This is a genomic window from Aeromonas sp. V90_14, assembly GCF_029967615.1.
In the GTDB taxonomy this organism is placed as follows: domain Bacteria; phylum Pseudomonadota; class Gammaproteobacteria; order Enterobacterales; family Aeromonadaceae; genus Aeromonas; species Aeromonas hydrophila.
Genome location: NZ_JASCAS010000007.1, coordinates 99,707 through 115,826 on the forward strand (window position 1 = coordinate 99,707; position 16,120 = coordinate 115,826).

Consider the following 16,120-nt stretch of genomic DNA (forward strand, 5'->3'; position numbering starts at 1 on the left):
ATCACATTCATTTAACACAAGAAAAAACCTTTTCGTTCAGCATGATTTCAGCCATAAAAACCTGTGACAAGGTTTGTCGCGCCTGTGTAAGATGCCGCCTTGTTCCTCTTCTGGGCCAGGATCTTTCATGTCATTGAATAATCTCTCTATCCGTCTGCAAGTACTCATTCCTCTCCTGCTCGCCAGCCTGCTGATGATCCTGATGATCGGGATCGGCAAGCAGGACATCGACAGCGCCATCGGCGACATGAACGACACCACCGTCAGCGTGACCCGTCACAAGGACGACATCGCCACCCTGATCCACGCCACCTACCGGCTGCGCACCACCGCCATCTATGGCCTCTACGACCCCGAACGCTTTGCCACGCTGCCCGGTGATCTGACCGCCGCCGAGCAGGAGATCGGCGCCATCCTGGCCAGACTGGTCATCACCGGCGCCGAGCAGGACAACAGCCGGGTGGCAGCCGCCCTGCAGGCCTACCTTGGCCACACCCGCAACAACATGCTGCCGCTGCTGGCCGCCAAACACCAGGGCAGCGGCGATCCCGCCGCCTACGAGCAGGCCCGCCTGCGCTTTCGCGAGCTGGGGGAAGATCTCATCAAGCAGATCGATGCCATGTCGGCGCACATCAACCAGCTGATCCAGGATGAGATCGCCCAGGAACAGGCCCACTACCACGCCACCCTGCTGCGCACCCTGCTGCTGATGGGGGCTGCCCTGCTGGCCGCCCTGTTTGGTGGCTGGTGGCTCTCCGGCCGGATAGTGCGCCCCATCGGCCAGCTGCAGCAGGTGATGCGCGCCGTGGCCCAGGGCCGCTTCAACGTGCGTGCCACCACCGACGGCGACAACGAGCTGAGCCAGCTGGCTGCCGACATCAACCAGACCCTGACCCAGCTTGGCAACACCATCCAGACCCTGACCGGCATCAGCGGCAACGTGGCCTCCGCCGCCACCGAGCTCGCCGCCGTGATGACCCAGTCCGAAGCCAACGCCCAGCAGCAGCGCAGCGAGACCGAGCAGGTCGCCTCCGCCGTCACCGAACTGGCCAGCACCGCCGACAACGTCAACCACAATGCCGCCCTGGCCGATGAGCTGGCGCGCGATGCCAACGACAGGGTCGAGCAGGGGCTGACGCTGTTTGCCGAGAGCATCCAGGCCAACAGCCGCATGGCGGGCAGCCTCGAGAGCGCCGCCGCGCAGGTGGCCAGGCTCAAGTCCCAGTCCGAGCAGATCGGCAAGGTGATCGAGGTCATTCAGGGGATTTCGGAGCAGACCAACCTGCTGGCGCTCAACGCCGCCATCGAGGCCGCCCGCGCCGGCGAAACCGGCCGCGGCTTTGCGGTGGTGGCCGACGAGGTACGCATGCTGGCGGCCCGCACCCAGGACTCCACCAAGGAGATCCAGGCCATCATCGAGCAGTTGCAGAGCCAGTCCCAGTCGGCCAACAGCGGCGTGCAGGAGACCCTCGCCATCCTGGCCCACAATCAGCAGCTCTCCGGCGAGGTGCAGGCGCTGCTGGGCGGCATCACCGAAGCGGTCAACCAGATCAACGGTGCCAACGCCCAGGTGGCTACCGCCGCCGAGGAGCAGTCCTGCGTCACTGCCGACATCAACCGCAACATCACCAACATCCACGAGATCGTCAACCAGAACGCGGCCGGCATCAGCCAGAGTGCCGCCGCCAGTCACGAACTGTCACAGCTCGCCGAGCAGCAGCGCAAGCAGCTGGCCCAGTTCCAGTTGTAACCACGCCCTCGTGAGCGCAGACCAAGGCCCCGGATCCGGGGCCTTGCTGTTAATGAAGCTGACGGCTTGTTGTTGTTTTAAACGCTCTTTTTTATAACATGGCTTCATTGGGGGCTGGGCTACCTCACCAAATGTGGGTATGGTAGAGGCACGTCACTCCCCCTCATGCGAGATCATCATGAAGCTGTCCTTCAAGAAACCGGCCTTCATCGGCCTCGGGCTCATCGCCCTCGTCTCCGCCATCTGGCTCGATTTCTATCTGCCGGAGCACACCATCGCCACCATCACCGGGGTCGAGGTGAAACGCACCGACAAGGATGGCCCCATCAGCCAGAAGAACCCGGCCGACGGTCCCACCACCGACGTCTACTACATCTATACCGAGCGGCCCGGCGAGAAGATCCGCGTGTTCCGCAACGAAGACACCGAGTGGGGCTGGCCCTTCTACTTCAAGTTCAACGCCGCCGACGTGCAGGCCAAGGCCAAGTCGATGGAGTTCGAAAAACGGCTGGCCATCATTACCTCCTACGGCTGGCGCATCAACATGTTCTCCATGTTCCCCAACGTCACCAAGATTGAGAGCACCGAGCCCGACGCCTCCACCTGGAGCTTCTTCCGCTGGTTCTGGTTCGGCATCTGGGCTCTGGTGATGGGTAAGGCTGCCATCGCCACCTGGCGCTACTTCGATCGGCTCGAGGACGAGATATGAGCGAAGCCGCTTGCCGGAGGAACGGACAATGAGTGAGCCGAGCAAGACGCGCACCAGCTTCTATCGCCGTCTCTACGTGGCCTGGCTCATCAGCCAGGGCACGGATACGGTACCGGCCATCATGGAGGCGACCGGCATGCCGCGCCGCACCGCGCAGGATACGCTCAGCGCCTTGGCCGAGCTGGACATCAGCTGCGGCTTCGAGCAGACCGAGGGGGCTCGTCATCTGCAGGGGCACTATCGCATCAGTGACTGGGGGCCCATCAATCCTGCCTGGATCGCGGCGCAATTGCCTGCCATCAAGGAGACGCTGGGTTACCCCTGAGGTCGTCTGTGACTGGGGGACAATCCGAGCAATCCTGCCTGGATAAAGGCCCAACTGCCGGCCATCAAGGAAACCCTGGGGTATCCCTAATCAGGTCTCTGCCCACCAAAATAAAAGAGGGCCAGCCTTGTAGGCTGGCCCTCTTTTATTTATCTGTGCCAAGGCTTCGGCCTTGCACCTATTCGGGGAACGGCTCCTCCGGCAATGGATCCTGGGTCTCCCCCTTGGTGCAGTCGATGATGGAGCGCTTGGGGTTGTTGGGGTCGCGCAACAGCAGGGGAGCCAGCCCGGCGTCGTGCTGCTGCTCGTCGGAAAACTCGCTGCCATAGGCGTTGTGGGTCAGACGCCGCGCATTGGCGATGGGGGTATCCACGAACAGGGCATGCACCTCGAAGGTGGACGAGGGGATGAGAAAGCCGCTGATGGGCAGACCATGCAGATCCTGGCGGGTCTTGTACCAGGCAAAGCCGTCCGTCACCTTGTAGGGGGTGAAGTGTTTGAGCTGCGGGTGCACCGGCTGGCCGGTCTCGCTGTCGAGATAGAGATCGTCCAGCTCGCAGGTCGCCAGCCCCTGCCACATCGATTCGAACGGCGTGGCACACCCCGTCAGTTGCAACCCGGCCAGCAGTGCCAGCCCTGTCTTCCACATCGCTTCGCCCCTTCTTGCAAGAGTGGAACTGCTTTCAGTCAAAGGCCCGCAGCCGCGTGACCAGCAGATCGATAAAACCGGCCCGATCCAGCCCCAGCAACACCAGCGCATTGGCCGGCTTGCCGGTCAGACCGTAGCGATCCACCACCGTCATGCCGCTAGTATGGGTGCCGCCGGTCTCGATATCGACCCGGCACTCGACCCCGTGAAACAGTGCGGGGGCCAGCAACCAGGCAATGGTACAGGGGTCGTGCAGCGGCGCGCCAGCAAATCCCCACTTGGGATCCCGGTGGTAGATCATGAAAAAGTCGAGCAGGCCTGCCACGCACTGGGCCACCGGATTGGTGATGGCGCGCACCCGTTCGATATCATCGTCCATCACCTGCGCCTCGTGGGTCACGTCCAGCCCGCACATGGTGATGGGGAGCCCCGACTTGAACACCATATCGGCCGCTTCCGGGTCCACATAAATGTTGAATTCTGCCGCCGGGGTCCAGTTGCCTGGCCCCGCCGCGCCGCCCATCAGCACGATACGGGCGATCTTCTGCTTTAGCTCGGGGTGGGCCGCCAGCAACAGGGCGATATTGGTGAGCGGGCCGGTCGGCACCAGGGTCACGGGCTCCGGGCTCTCGCGCAGGCACTTGGCCATCAGCTCAAGGGCAGTCATGGCCACGGGGGCAAAGCCCGGATCCGGCAGTGTGGGGCCATCGAGACCCGATTCGCCGTGGACGTTGTCGGCAATGATAAGCTCCCGGGCCAGCGGCTTGGGGGCCCCTGCCGCCACCGGGATGTCGTCACGCCCCAGCAGGGTCAGGATGCGCAGGGCATTGTTGAGGGTCTTGTCCGGCGTCTGGTTGCCGGCGCTGGTGGTGACCGCCAGCACCTTGAGTTCGGGGCTGGCCAGCGCCAGGATGAGGGCGATGGCATCATCGTGGCCGGGATCGCAATCGAGAATAACGGGCAACGCCATGGACGGACTCCTTACAACATGACAGGGAGCCATACCTTAGCAAGCTGTCGCAGGATTAACTCTGGAGGGAGTCACAAAACGCCTTGGCCAAACAGATCAATCACTTGCCGGCAGCACTCAAGTCAGTTCGCCGCGCTTCGCCGGTTCGGGTATGATCCCCCTCCCTTTTCAGATCGTGCGTCCCATGTCCGTCATCATCGACACCTTCATCGCCCCGCCCTGTGCGGCCACCATCGAGATCCTGTTCGAGGATGAGCACCTGCTGCTCATCAACAAGCCGAGCGGCCTGCTGAGCCTGTCGGGCAAGAACCCGCAGAACCTCGACTCGGTGCACCATCGGCTGGTGCAGGCTTACCCCGGCTGCGCCCTGGTCCATCGCCTCGATTTTGGTACCTCGGGCATCATGCTGGTGGCCAGGAACAAGGCCATCAACGCCCTGCTCTGCCGCCAGTTCAGCCAGCGCACGGTGAGCAAGGCCTACAGCGCCCTGCTGTGCGGTCATCTGGCCAAAGACGAAGGGGTGATCGATGCCCCCATCGCCAAGGATCCAGCGCTGTTTCCGCTGATGAGCATCTGCGCCGTCAACGGCAAACCCGCCCGCTCCCGCTATCAAGTGATTGAACGGCTGGAGCAGCAAATTCAGGGACAGACAGTGCCGCTGACCTCGGTGCGACTGGTGCCGGAAACCGGCCGTACCCATCAGCTGCGCATCCACAGCCAGCAGCTGGGCCATCCCATCCTCGGTTGCGATCTCTATGGCGGCCTGCTGCCGCCCGGCTGCGAGCAGGCGCCGCGGCTGATGCTGCACGCCTGTGAACTCGATTTTGTTCATCCGGTCAGCGGCGAACCGATGCAGATCCGCTGTGAGGCACCCTTTGCGCAGGCGCTGGCGGCCATGACGGGGCAACCGGGGTAACCCGAAGCAGGGAAACAAGGGGCAGGCAAGCAGAAGAGGAGCAAAACGGTAAACGGCGGATAAAGATAGGGGCCGTGCTTTCGCAACGGCCCCCACCCCCCACTCGGTGTGGTGCTATCAGATCAGCTTGCGGGCAGCGCCCAGTACGATCTTGATGGCATCAGATTCGGTTTTCGCCATGGTCTCGGCGTTCGGGATTTCCTGCTGGGTACGGTTGACGATGACGCCAGCCACCATACCGGCGCGCAGGCCCTGGCTGGTGCACATGGTCAGCAGGGTGGCAGATTCCATCTCGTAGTTCAGCACGCCCATGGCTTGCCACTCTTTCATGGAACCCTGGAAACGGCTCACGACGCGGCCGGATACGGTGTCGTAACGCTCCTGACCCGGGTAGAAGGTATCGGAGGAGGCAGTCACACCGATGTGCAGCTTGGAACCCAGCTCTTTGGCGGTGTTGACCAGCGCGGTGGTGCAGTCGAAGTCGGCCACGGCCGGGAACTCCATCGGTGCGAAGTGCAGGCTGGCACCGTCGAGGCGCACGGAACCGGTGGTGACGATCACGTCGCCCACGTTCAGGTGCGGCTGGATGGCGCCGGTGGTGCCGATGCGCAGGAAGGTACGGATGCCCAGCTGAGCCAGCTCTTCCACCGCGATGGAGGTGGACGGGCCGCCGATACCGGTGGAGCAGATGATCACGGCCTTGCCGTCCATCTCGCCGCGCCAGGTAGTGAATTCACGATGGCTGGCCAGGTGCACCGGGTTATCCAACAGCTCTGCGATGCGCTTCACGCGCTCGGGATCACCAGGGACGATCGCCAGGGTGGCGCCTTGCAGATCCGCTTTCTTCAAACCCAAGTGAAATACATCAGACATAGTGGACTCCTGGTTGCTCCCCACCAGCATGGTCAGGGCGCAAGTTAAGATGATTCTTTATGGTACTTTCAAGCCTTCACTCCCCTCGTCAGGGAGGCGCCAACTATGGTCGAAAGCGCTTTCCAATTCCTTGAAGCATCTCACACTTCCTTGCATTGACAGTGACAAATTCGGCGCAAAACGTTTGCTAACCTGATGAATTAATTGAAAAACGTTTTTCTGCCCGCGAACGGGCAAGGACCCTTGTCAATCCCTGTCGCGCCCCATGTTTCCGGTACGTGATCGAGTCCATAAAGTTGCAAAGCAGATACCATTGACCCCTTTTCATCCCCTCTGACGATGTTATGTTGGCGCCCGTATACCACTTAATGGCTAATAAAACGGAGTCCATCATGGCGACATTCAAGTTCTACATTCCCGCAATCAACCTGATGGGAGCAGGCTGTCTGCAAGAGGCGGCAGCCGATATCAAGGGTTATGGCCATCGCAAGGCGCTGATCGTCACCGACAAGATCCTCAACCAGATCGGCGTGGTCGCCAAGGTCGCCGGCCTGCTGGCAGAACATGGCATTGAAAGCGCAGTTTTCGACGAGACCAAACCCAACCCGACCATGACCAACGTGGAAGCGGGCCTGGCCATGCTCAAGGCCAATGGCTGCGACTGCGTCATCTCATTGGGCGGCGGCTCGCCCCACGACTGCGCCAAGGGCATTGCCCTGGTGGCCGCCAACGGTGGCAGCATCAAGGATTACGAAGGGGTGGATCGCTCCGCCAAGCCGCAGCTGCCGCTCATCGCCATCAACACCACCGCCGGCACCGCCTCCGAGATGACTCGCTTTTGCATCATCACCGACGAGGCCCGCCACGTGAAGATGGCCATCGTCGACAAGCACGTCACCCCGCTGATGTCGGTCAACGATCCCGAGCTGATGCTGGCCAAGCCGGCCGGCCTCACCGCCGCCACCGGCATGGATGCGCTGACCCACGCCATCGAGGCGTATGTCTCCACCATCGCCACCCCGGTCACCGATGCCAGCGCCATCATGGCCATCCAGCTCATCGCCAAGCACCTGCGCACCGCGGTCAATCAGGGCGACGATCTGCACGCCCGCGAGCAGATGGCCTACGCCCAGTTCCTGGCCGGCATGGCTTTCAACAACGCAAGCCTGGGCTACGTGCACGCCATGGCCCACCAGCTGGGCGGCTTCTACGACCTGCCGCACGGGGTGTGCAACGCCGTGCTGCTGCCCCACGTACAGGCCTACAACGCCCAGGTGTGCGCCGCTCGCCTGAAGGACGTGGCCCGTCATATGGGGGTTGACGTGAGCGCCATGAATGACGAGCAAGGGGCCGCCGCCGCCATTGCCGCCATCCAGCAGCTGGCGCGCGACGTCAAGATCCCGGCCGGGCTGGAGCAACTCGACGTCAAGGCCGATGACTTCAACCTGCTGGCCGAGAACGCCCTGAAAGATGCCTGCGGCTTCACCAACCCGAAACAGGCGAGCCACGCCGAGATCGTCGCCATCTTCCGCGCCGCCATGTAAGGGCGCAATCGGCAGAAAGGGTCGCATGGCGGCCCTTTTTATTGGCTGATGGATCAATGGCTTTTTACTTCCGTAGAGGGAGCCGGTATGATTTGCCGAGCTTAAAAAGACTTGAATGGATGATCTGAACTCGATATGCGGATGAAACACCTGATTGCCGCGGCCCTGACCGCCCTCACCCTGTCTGGTTGCAGCCTGGTCTATCGCATCGATATTCCTCAGGGCAACTATGTGGAACAAAAACAGGTCGACAAACTGCGCCAGGGCATGACCCGTGAGCAGGTCGAGTTCGTGCTGGGCTCCGCCATGCTGCGCGATGGCTTTGACCCGAACACCTGGTATTACCTCTATGAATTCCAGCCGGGGCGCGGCGAGAAAGAGCGCAAGGAGCTCACCCTGACCTTTGCCAACGACAGATTGGCCACGGTCACCGGCGACTTCCCGCTGCCAGCGGCCTTCCATACCCCGCTCTGATCCCATCCACAAAACCGGCCTCGCGCCGGTTTTGTTTTATTTGACCACCACCATCCCATCTTAGCGAGAGAGCCTCCATGCACCAGCCCAAGAATCCCCATACCCACGGACGACTCGATGGCAAGACCTTGGCAGCCCTCGTTGAACTTGGGAGGCCAACATGAGCCGGTTCCTGATCGCCGGAGCCAGCGGCCTCATCGGCCGCGAGCTGGTGCGACAGCTACCAGCAGAGCACCAACTGACCCTGCTCTGCCGCAAGCCTGGGCAGCCGCAACCCGCCCACCACTGGCTGCCGGTCAATTTCGATATGCTGGCCGCGGTGAATCTGCCCGAACCGGTGGATCTCGCCTTCTGCTGCCTTGGCACCACCCGCAAGGAAGCCGGCTCGGCCGAGGCCTTTCGCCGGGTCGATCTTGACTATGTGCTGGCCTTTGCCGAGCTGGCCCGCCGTCACGGCTGCCAGCGACTGGTGGTGGTCTCGAGCCTGGGGGCCAACCCGCACTCCCCTGCCCTTTATCCCCGCACCAAGGGGGAGATGGAGCAGGCTCTGCTGGCCCAGCCCTGGCCGCGACTCGCCATCGTGCGCCCCGCCATGTTGCTGGGCGATCGCCAGCCGCCGCGCCGCTCGGAGCAGTTTTTCCAGGCCATCTACCCGTTGCTGAAGCCGCTCCTGGTTGGCAGGTTGCGCCGCTGGCGCGCCATCGAGGCCGGCCAGGTGGCCCGCGCCATGATCGCCCTCTCCCGCCAGCCCGCCGGCTGCGAAGTGGTCGAGAACGAGCGACTGCTCCAGCTGTAGCGAAGCGCTTCGACTTGGCGGGTAGATAACGGGATCAAAAAAGGCGCCAAGGCGCCTTCTTTGTATGCGGTGTCGTGCCAGTGCATGCACTCAGTCAGAGTGTTTGCGATTGGCATTGGGACGGCCACCCGTGACCACGTCGGCACGTCCCTCTTCCTTGGCCTTCTCGGCGCGCTTCTTGCGCATCTCCTTGGGATCGGCGATGAGCGGACGGTAGATCTCGATGCGATCGCCATCTTGCAGCAACTCGGAGCCCTTGACCGGTCGGCTGTAGATGCCGAACTTGTTGACCGCCAGATCGATCTCGGGGTGTTTTTGCACTATGCCGGATTGCTCGAGGGCGGCCAGCACCGAGGTCTGTGCAGGCACCCGCAGCCGCAGCACCGTCTGCCGCTCGGGCAGGGCGTAAACCACTTCGATGTTGAGTTGATCAGGCACCGTACACCACCTTGGCGCGGTTGGAGAAGGCGAGCACCATGGAACTCACCAGATCGCGGAAGATCTGGCCGAAGGCCAGCTCGATGAGTTTGGAGGTGAACTCGAAGTCGAGATCAAACTCCACCTTGCAGGCATCCACGTCCAGCGGCGTGAAGGTCCACCAGCCCGCCAGCTTGCTGAAGGGCCCCTCCACCAGCTCCATCTTGATCTGCCGGTTGGCATCGAGCAGATTGCGGGTGGTAAAGGTCTTGGCAATCCCGGCCTTGGCCACATCGACCGAGGCCGTCATATAGTCATCGCCGGTTTCGTGGACACGGCTGCCGACACAACCGGGCAGGAACTCCGGATAAGCGTGAACATCATTGACCAGCCTGAACATCTGTTCGGCGCTGAACATCACCAGGGCACTGCGAGTAATACGGGGCATGGCTTTTCCTCATCCAATCGCCGCGATTTTATCATCATGTTTCATCTTGTGGAGGTAAAACCTCGGTCAAACTGCTCATAAAGCCATCAGTTGACCCGCTGCGCGTTTTACAGCCGCCCTTGCCCACGTATAATGCCCTCCTCCCAGTCATTGCCGGAAATCGCCCGTCATGAGCAAAAAAAACAGTAAAAACAAAGCCGGGTCCAACACCATTGCACTCAACAGAAGCGCGCGCCACGAATACTTCATCGAAGAGAAGATCGAGGCGGGTCTGTCCCTGCAAGGGTGGGAAGTCAAATCTCTGCGGGCGGGCAAGGCCAACATCAGCGAAGCCTATGTCATCTTCCGCGATGGTGAGGCCTACCTGTTCGGATCCAGCTTCCTGCCACTGCAAGCGGCCTCCAGCCATGTGGTGTGCGACCCGACCCGAACCCGCAAACTGCTGCTGAGCCGTCGCGAACTCGACAAGCTCGAGAGCCTGATCGCCCGCCAGGGCTACACCGTCGTTCCCCTCGCCCTCTACTGGAAACAGTGCTGGGTCAAGGTCGAGATCGGCCTGGTGAAGGGCAAGAAAGAACACGACAAGCGTGAAGACACCAAGGCCCGCGAATGGGATCGGGAAAAAGCGCGCATCATGAAGAACAAGCACCGCGGTTGATGGTGCGCCGCCTGCCGGGCGCCGCCCAATAAACCAGCAATCGACCGGCCAAGGCCGGTCGATTGCCATCAACGCCTTGCCATGGCAGGATTTTTGCGTACAATCCCTCTTAACAACTTGGGGCTGATTCTGGATTCGACAAGATTCACGAAACCCAAGGTGCATGCCGAGGTGCGGTAGGCCTCGTTAATAAACCGCAAAAAAATAGTCGCAAACGACGAAAACTACGCACTCGCAGCTTAATAACCTGCGCTGAGCCCTTCTACCCTAGCTTGCCTGTGTCCTAGGGAATCGGAAGGTCATCCTTCACAGGATCGTGTGGAAGTCCTGCTCGGGGCGGAAGCATTAAAACCAATCGAGCTAGTCAATTCGTGGCGTGTCTCTCCGCAGCGGGTTGGCGAATGTAAAGAGTGACTAAGCATGTAGTGCCAAGGATGTAGTAATTTTGGACGGGGGTTCAAATCCCCCCAGCTCCACCAAACAATGTTCCGGCCGGGAACGAAGAAGTACAGAAACCCGCAAGATTCAACGTCTTGCGGGTTTTTTGTTGTCCGAAGAAGTCCCTCCTGTTCGACTACAGCCGGCTCAAAGAGTAACATCCATGGTAACATCGGACTGGTAACACCAATTTCAGTGTTACCATTGGAGGGTAACACCATGAGCACGAACAAGCTGACTGACTCAAAGCTGAGGACGGCCAAACCCGAGGAAAAGGAGTACAACCTCGGAGATGGAGAAGGGCTGTCCCTGAGGGTCAAACCCAACGGCGCCAAGTTATGGCTCTTCAACTACTACCGACCTGGCGATAAGAAGCGTGCCAACATCAGTTTTGGCCCCTACCCCGATGTCACGCTCGCCATGGCGCGCGAGCGGCGGAGCCAGGCTAGGGCTCTGTTGGCCGAGGATATCGACCCTCAGGTCCACCAGCAGGAGCTCATCGCCACGGCCCAGGCAAAGCGCGAAGCCACCGGCAACACCTTCGAGCGGATGGCCACGCTTTGGCTGGATATGAAACGCCACGACGTGTCAGAAGACTATGCCAATGACGCATGGCGTTCTCTTGAGATGTATATCCTGCCCTTCCTCGGTGCGGTGCCGATCAGTGAGATTCGAGCCCCCAGGGTCATTGAGCTTCTGCGCCCTCTGGAAGTCGATGGCAAACTCGAGACAGTGCGCCGCCTCTGTCAGACCCCTGCTCGCAGGCCCTGACATCCTAATCAAGCGAGCAGACAACGAGAAAGACCTTCGATGACTACAAAAGTAAAAACAGGAAACCAACCCATCCTGCATCCTCTACTTCCACTTGAATATTACACAGTAGAGCGTGCATCTCGATTACTTGAATTTGAGGTTGAAGATCTACTTCACTGGGCTAAGTTAGGCTTCATTCATCTCTACATAAATTTCGATCGCTCGTTTCCATACTACTGCCCACGAGTAAAGCTCAGGGGCGGCGTTAATTCCCGCGATCTTATACGTGCCAGCTTCGGTTTCGATTTAGAACTAAGTTTAGAACTAGAAAACCATCCATTCTCCTCTCCCAAAGATGATCTCGATAAAAAAATAAACCCATAAAACCGACGTGGAGAACAGGGCCAACACCATTCCCAACCGAATTATCACCTTGGCATCTGCAAGGCTTATGGGGAATAACCTGCAATGATGCATCTAGTTACATCAAACAATATCTTTCTGGTATTACGGGAGCGCTGCATTCCTTCGGTGTTATGGGAAAGGAATCAGCCATGGGATATTCGGAAATCAGATTCTTCGCCGAGCAGAAGCGTTTGTCAGGAGTTGTAAGCTATGACGCTTTCGCCACTGTGAAGCTAAAAGATGGCCTCATTCCACCAGCTCCATTACTCATTTACGAAGATCTTGCATTTCTACACCAGCGAATTCATTCAGGAGAAAGGTTGGAAGTTAAAAAGATTTTAAATTACTCGCTATCTGAGGAAGAGAATGATTCTGTTCACATTGAGAAGCCACAACATCATTCTGCTGTGAGTTGGGATAATGCGAGAGCTGATATTCTTGCTGCTGCTCTACACCTCGTAGCAAAGAATCCAGACATCTTAAAAACTGTAGGACAACTGGCTGAAGGTGCTCGAATTCACAAAGCGGCCATGTGTGGAAAAAAAGGCGGGCGTAATATTCAGCCCCCTGGGGCTCTCGCACTGATTGAGGAAGCGATAAATACGGGGAAGGTGTATTTCAACAAACGGTAGAAGTAAGGCTACTTCCCAAGGAAGTAACCTTACTTTCAGACTGTTACCTACGTCACCCACTCCCCCCTGTGCTTCAATGACCTCCTCGAAAATAACGACCATAGAGGAAAGTTATGGAAGCACATACCCCACCCACTCCCCCTCAGTTACGCCTCATCCGCATGAAGGAAGTGATCCAAAAGACCGGCTTGAGCAAGAGCAGCATTTACGACCTGATCGCTCGTGACCAGTTACCTAGACCCGTCCGTTTATCACCAACGGGAGGGAGATCTGTCGCCTTTGTGGAATCCGAGATAGACACTTGGATTACGGAGCGCATTGCCGCTCGCCATGCGGAATAGGGGGGACTAAAAATGACCAAAAAAAAGCCGCACCGCAGAACGGTACGACCCAATTTAAACTCCCGAAGAATATCACCTTATGTGCTGGCCCAACAGTTACCGGGCAGCTCGCACAAGTGCTGATTATCCTTCGGCAGGGACCAGCTTCTAGCTTGGGCTTCATCCATGAACACAATATTTTGAGAGCTCCTGCTAGGATTTTGGAACTGCGGCACAAGGGGTTCAACATCACGACCCATATCCAGTCTCACGTGCTATATCGCGGCCACATATACAAGAACACAGCGACCTATGTTCTAGGACACCCCGAATGGTCACCCACTTCCCAGTCTGACAGCAACGTGACCACCAGCTAACTCCTCTAGAGACCAACACCATGACGATTAACATCAATGGGCGTAGTGCTCAGGGTGAAGCCTTACCAAAAATCGGGAAACATAGCCTCAGAACCCTCCAGATAAAGGCGATTTTTGATGCCCGGGCCAGCAATACGCTGGTGGCAATTCAGACCGGGAGTGAGAGATGAGCAAAGCAGGATTCGTCTCGGATGTGGCCGCTGCGGCTACCGGTCATTGGCCCGATCTGCTGACGACTGTGGGTATCGACACCCCGCATCGTGGCAAGCATGGCCCCTGCCCTGCTTGCGGAGGGAAAGACCGCTTTCGACTCGATAACAAGGGAGGGCGCGGTACTTGGATTTGTAACCAGTGCGGTGCCGGAGATGGGCTGACGCTGGTTAGCTTGGTGACTGGCAAGCCGATCAAGGCGGCGGCTGAGTTGATCGCCCCACTGGTAGGGTTGTCTGCTAGTAGTCTGGATATAGTGGCTCAGATCCTGCTTTGTGGCGACAACGACATCACCACCGATGGCAACCCTGGCAAGGCAAAGGCCGAGCTCGCCGCTGCAGCCGTAGGGGGGCTGCTGGCCCTACCTCATGAGTTTTCAGGAGATTGGAACGACTACCACCAAGCCCACGGACTGACTAGGACACAAGAGGCCATCATGATCGCCAGCACAGCCATAAATCAACCACCGGACGCCAGCCAGAAAGAAGTGGCACCCTGCCGGGCCGAGGTTGTCTCACTCCATCCGGTTCGCCATGACGAAGTGACGGAAGAGCAAGATCTACCATCAGGGTTCGCGGTCCGGGGGGATCGCCTCTGTGTCTGGGAACTGGTTGTGCGAGGCGATGATGCCAGGCAAGAGCTGATTCCTATTTCAAGTCCGATCCGGGTATTAGCTGAAACCTCAGACGAGCATGGGCGGGGGTATGGTCGCCTGCTGGAGTGGCAAGATAGTGTCGGTCGGGTACGCCGATGGGCTATGCCGGTACGTTCCTTGGTACCACGCAACGGTGAAGAAGTGTTCACTGCTCTGCTGGACTCAGGTTTGCCTTTTATCGATCTGGGCCACAAGCGGAAGCTGGCAGCCTACCTGATGGCCTGCCAACCGGATAAACGGATCACCTGTGTGGAGCGTACCGGTTGGCATAATCATGCCTATGTGCTGCCAGGCAGGGCCATAGGGTCCGACGGCCAAAGCGTCATTCTGCAGACTACCGGTTACACCCCCAGCGACTTCACCGAACGCGGAACGCTGACTGACTGGCAACAGAGTGTTGCGGCACTGGCTGTCGGCAATTCCCGTCTCTGCTTTGCATTATCACTGGCCTTTGCGGCCCCACTGCTATCGCTGGTAGATATGGAAGGAGGGGGATTTCACCTCAAGGGCGAAAGCACGGACGGCAAGACTACTATCATGAAGGCCGCCGCTAGTGTCTATGGCAACCCGGATCGTTACAGCCAAACATGGCGGGCCACCGGTAACGCCATTGAGGGGATCGCCAGTCGCCGTAATAATGCTCTGCTCTGCCTGGATGAACTAGGTGAATTGGATGGACGCGAAGCGGGGCAAGTGGCCTATATGCTCGCCAATGGTCAAGGCAAGGGCCGCAGCAAGCAGGATGGCGAGCTACGGGAGCGTAAAGCGTGGCGGCTGCTGTTTCTGTCTACCGGTGAGCTGAGCCTTGAGGATCATGCTGCCAGCGCCGGAAAAAGCACCCAGGCGGGGATGGAGGTGCGCACCATCCAAATCCCGAGCGATACCGGCCACTATGGCGCGTTTGAGTGGCTTCACAGCATGGATGGCGGGCGTACTTTTGCCGATACCCTCAAGGCCCATGCAGAACACCAGCATGGTACAGCCTTTCACGTTTTTGTGAGGGAGCTTGCAGAAGACATGATGAAGCACCGTGAATACATGAAAAGCGAGATCCTGCGTCTTGCTGCCGATCTGACCCCAAGCGGAGCAGGCAATCAGGTGGGCCGCGCCATCAATCGGTTTGCGCTGGTGGCCGCTGCCGGAGAACTAGAACCCGACTGGGTGTGACGGGCTGGCCAGAGGGTGAGGCAATCAGGTCGGTGCGGATATGCCTCAAGGCGTGGCTTGCTGAGCGGGGTCACCTTGGAAACAAGGAGGATGCTGCCACGCTGGCGCAGGTGCGCAGTTTTGTCGCGGCGCACCAGTACACCCGCTTTGCAGATTGGTTCGACACCAACCATCGTCCGGCCAACATGGTGGGCTATCGCAAGGTTGAGCAGGATGGTGTGAGCTTCTTTGTGCTATCCCCTGGCTGGAACGAAATCACCAAGGGGCGAGACCCCAAGCGAGCGGCGACTCTGTGCCTGGAGGCCGGCTACCTGTTGACCAGTAAGGACAAGAAGCGACTCCAGCGCAAGACCAGGCTGCCTGGCATGCGTGGAGCCGCGTGGGTATACCTTCTGACCGAGCGAGTGCTGGCCGATGAGGTAGAGGAGCAAGAGAATGAACAATGCTAGCCAGAGGGAAGCAGTTGCCGCCAAGCCAGGTTCCTTTTTCTCCGACTAATGCGCGTGCGCGAAAGCACTGAACATGGTGGAACGGTGGGAACTGTGTCCTCAATGAGCCGGCAATCCCTTACGTACCAACGTCTATGGTTGTTCCCACCTGACATGGTTGGGGTGGGAACAAGGAGGGAACCGTG

General features: G+C 59.2%; 18 protein-coding genes, 1 other RNA gene and 1 pseudogene. 15 read left to right on the forward strand and 5 right to left on the reverse strand.

The window, feature by feature from the left end; all coding sequences use genetic code 11:
• Positions 1-127 precede the first annotated feature (127 nt).
• The 3 genes from QLG02_RS07380 to QLG02_RS07390 all read left to right on the forward strand — a co-directional run bounded on the left by QLG02_RS07380 (position 128) and on the right by QLG02_RS07390 (position 2,784).
• Complete coding sequence (locus tag QLG02_RS07380) at positions 128-1,750, forward strand: methyl-accepting chemotaxis protein (protein ID WP_282464870.1); 1,623 nt, start codon at positions 128-130, stop codon at positions 1,748-1,750.
• A gap of 178 nt (positions 1,751-1,928) precedes the next feature.
• A complete protein-coding gene (locus QLG02_RS07385) occupies positions 1,929-2,459 on the forward strand; it encodes a DUF1523 family protein (protein WP_016350163.1) in 531 nt (176 codons plus the stop codon).
• Between the two features lie 28 nt (positions 2,460-2,487).
• On the forward strand, positions 2,488-2,784 hold the full coding sequence (locus QLG02_RS07390; RefSeq protein ID WP_029303501.1) for a winged helix-turn-helix domain-containing protein: 297 nt from the start codon (positions 2,488-2,490) through the stop codon (positions 2,782-2,784).
• A 178-nt stretch (positions 2,785-2,962) separates the two neighbouring features.
• Here the strand turns inward: QLG02_RS07390 and QLG02_RS07395 are convergent, their stop codons facing one another.
• Positions 2,963-3,433: a hypothetical protein gene (locus QLG02_RS07395; protein WP_016350162.1), complete on the reverse strand. Its 471-nt coding sequence runs from the start codon at positions 3,431-3,433 to the stop codon at positions 2,963-2,965.
• Between the two features lie 34 nt (positions 3,434-3,467).
• Positions 3,468-4,403, reverse strand: coding sequence for a pyrimidine-specific ribonucleoside hydrolase RihA (rihA, locus tag QLG02_RS07400; RefSeq protein WP_282464871.1), 936 nt, complete (start codon positions 4,401-4,403; stop codon positions 3,468-3,470).
• A 151-nt stretch (positions 4,404-4,554) separates the two neighbouring features.
• Here rihA and QLG02_RS07405 point away from each other — a divergent pair, with 151 nt between their 5' ends.
• Positions 4,555-5,319 (forward strand): RluA family pseudouridine synthase, encoded by a 765-nt coding sequence (locus QLG02_RS07405; protein WP_282464872.1) that lies wholly within the window; start codon positions 4,555-4,557, stop codon positions 5,317-5,319.
• A 117-nt stretch (positions 5,320-5,436) separates the two neighbouring features.
• Here QLG02_RS07405 and udp read toward each other — a convergent pair whose 3' ends face one another.
• Positions 5,437-6,192 (reverse strand): uridine phosphorylase, encoded by a 756-nt coding sequence (udp, locus tag QLG02_RS07410; RefSeq protein ID WP_011705364.1) that lies wholly within the window; start codon positions 6,190-6,192, stop codon positions 5,437-5,439.
• A gap of 392 nt (positions 6,193-6,584) precedes the next feature.
• On the opposite strand from udp, the gene yiaY reads away from it, so the two are divergent.
• From yiaY to QLG02_RS07425, 3 genes are all read left to right on the forward strand, one after another.
• The gene (yiaY, locus tag QLG02_RS07415; protein WP_282464873.1) at positions 6,585-7,736 is read left to right on the forward strand and encodes an L-threonine dehydrogenase; all 1,152 of its coding nucleotides are present in this window, start codon (positions 6,585-6,587) and stop codon (positions 7,734-7,736) included.
• A gap of 135 nt (positions 7,737-7,871) precedes the next feature.
• Positions 7,872-8,210: an outer membrane protein assembly factor BamE gene (locus tag QLG02_RS07420; RefSeq protein ID WP_011705347.1), complete on the forward strand. Its 339-nt coding sequence runs from the start codon at positions 7,872-7,874 to the stop codon at positions 8,208-8,210.
• A 160-nt stretch (positions 8,211-8,370) separates the two neighbouring features.
• Positions 8,371-9,006, forward strand: coding sequence for an NAD(P)H-binding protein (locus QLG02_RS07425; RefSeq protein WP_269384030.1), 636 nt, complete (start codon positions 8,371-8,373; stop codon positions 9,004-9,006).
• A 90-nt stretch (positions 9,007-9,096) separates the two neighbouring features.
• On the opposite strand, the gene QLG02_RS07430 is transcribed toward QLG02_RS07425, so the two are convergent.
• Entirely contained in the window at positions 9,097-9,444 is a 348-nt protein-coding gene (locus QLG02_RS07430; RefSeq protein WP_017410004.1) for an RnfH family protein, read from the reverse strand.
• Positions 9,437-9,871 (reverse strand): SRPBCC family protein, encoded by a 435-nt coding sequence (locus tag QLG02_RS07435; RefSeq protein WP_011705344.1) that lies wholly within the window; start codon positions 9,869-9,871, stop codon positions 9,437-9,439. Before QLG02_RS07435 ends, QLG02_RS07430 begins: the two co-directional genes overlap by 8 nt.
• Before the next feature lie 169 nt (positions 9,872-10,040).
• On the opposite strand from QLG02_RS07435, the gene smpB reads away from it, so the two are divergent.
• From smpB to QLG02_RS07475, 8 genes and pseudogenes are all read left to right on the forward strand, one after another.
• Positions 10,041-10,529, forward strand: coding sequence for an SsrA-binding protein SmpB (smpB, locus tag QLG02_RS07440; RefSeq protein ID WP_011705343.1), 489 nt, complete (start codon positions 10,041-10,043; stop codon positions 10,527-10,529).
• A 119-nt stretch (positions 10,530-10,648) separates the two neighbouring features.
• Positions 10,649-11,008, forward strand: a transfer-messenger RNA (tmRNA) gene (gene ssrA, locus QLG02_RS07445).
• A 178-nt stretch (positions 11,009-11,186) separates the two neighbouring features.
• A complete protein-coding gene (locus tag QLG02_RS07450) occupies positions 11,187-11,738 on the forward strand; it encodes an integrase arm-type DNA-binding domain-containing protein (RefSeq protein WP_282464874.1) in 552 nt (183 codons plus the stop codon).
• A 39-nt stretch (positions 11,739-11,777) separates the two neighbouring features.
• On the forward strand, positions 11,778-12,104 hold the full coding sequence (locus QLG02_RS07455) for a hypothetical protein (RefSeq protein WP_282464875.1): 327 nt from the start codon (positions 11,778-11,780) through the stop codon (positions 12,102-12,104).
• 170 nt (positions 12,105-12,274) lie between these two features.
• Positions 12,275-12,757, forward strand: a complete 483-nt coding sequence (locus QLG02_RS07460) for a hypothetical protein (RefSeq protein WP_282464876.1) — start codon at positions 12,275-12,277, stop codon at positions 12,755-12,757.
• A gap of 161 nt (positions 12,758-12,918) precedes the next feature.
• On the forward strand, positions 12,919-13,098 hold the full coding sequence (locus tag QLG02_RS07465) for an AlpA family transcriptional regulator (protein ID WP_348994622.1): 180 nt from the start codon (positions 12,919-12,921) through the stop codon (positions 13,096-13,098).
• A gap of 116 nt (positions 13,099-13,214) precedes the next feature.
• Positions 13,215-13,454 carry a helix-turn-helix domain-containing protein gene (locus tag QLG02_RS07470; protein ID WP_282464937.1) on the forward strand — a complete coding sequence of 80 codons (240 nt, stop codon included), beginning with the start codon at positions 13,215-13,217 and terminating at the stop codon, positions 13,452-13,454.
• Between the two features lie 166 nt (positions 13,455-13,620).
• A pseudogene (locus QLG02_RS07475) lies at positions 13,621-15,935 on the forward strand (DUF927 domain-containing protein).
• The last annotated feature ends 185 nt before the right edge of the window (positions 15,936-16,120 follow it).

Coding starts and splice junctions, on each gene's coding strand:
- QLG02_RS07380 (WP_282464870.1), top strand. CDS start 128: ATGTCATTGAATAATCTCTCTATCCGTCTGCAAGTACTCATTCCTCTC.
- QLG02_RS07385 (WP_016350163.1), top strand. CDS start 1,929: ATGAAGCTGTCCTTCAAGAAACCGGCCTTCATCGGCCTCGGGCTCATC.
- QLG02_RS07390 (WP_029303501.1), top strand. CDS start 2,488: ATGAGTGAGCCGAGCAAGACGCGCACCAGCTTCTATCGCCGTCTCTAC.
- QLG02_RS07395 (WP_016350162.1), bottom strand. CDS start 3,433: ATGTGGAAGACAGGGCTGGCACTGCTGGCCGGGTTGCAACTGACGGGG.
- rihA (WP_282464871.1), bottom strand. CDS start 4,403: ATGGCGTTGCCCGTTATTCTCGATTGCGATCCCGGCCACGATGATGCC.
- QLG02_RS07405 (WP_282464872.1), top strand. CDS start 4,555: ATGATCCCCCTCCCTTTTCAGATCGTGCGTCCCATGTCCGTCATCATC.
- udp (WP_011705364.1), bottom strand. CDS start 6,192: ATGTCTGATGTATTTCACTTGGGTTTGAAGAAAGCGGATCTGCAAGGC.
- yiaY (WP_282464873.1), top strand. CDS start 6,585: ATGGCGACATTCAAGTTCTACATTCCCGCAATCAACCTGATGGGAGCA.
- QLG02_RS07420 (WP_011705347.1), top strand. CDS start 7,872: ATGCGGATGAAACACCTGATTGCCGCGGCCCTGACCGCCCTCACCCTG.
- QLG02_RS07425 (WP_269384030.1), top strand. CDS start 8,371: ATGAGCCGGTTCCTGATCGCCGGAGCCAGCGGCCTCATCGGCCGCGAG.
- QLG02_RS07435 (WP_011705344.1), bottom strand. CDS start 9,871: ATGCCCCGTATTACTCGCAGTGCCCTGGTGATGTTCAGCGCCGAACAG.
- smpB (WP_011705343.1), top strand. CDS start 10,041: ATGAGCAAAAAAAACAGTAAAAACAAAGCCGGGTCCAACACCATTGCA.
- QLG02_RS07450 (WP_282464874.1), top strand. CDS start 11,187: ATGAGCACGAACAAGCTGACTGACTCAAAGCTGAGGACGGCCAAACCC.
- QLG02_RS07455 (WP_282464875.1), top strand. CDS start 11,778: ATGACTACAAAAGTAAAAACAGGAAACCAACCCATCCTGCATCCTCTA.
- QLG02_RS07460 (WP_282464876.1), top strand. CDS start 12,275: ATGGGATATTCGGAAATCAGATTCTTCGCCGAGCAGAAGCGTTTGTCA.
- QLG02_RS07465 (WP_348994622.1), top strand. CDS start 12,919: ATGAAGGAAGTGATCCAAAAGACCGGCTTGAGCAAGAGCAGCATTTAC.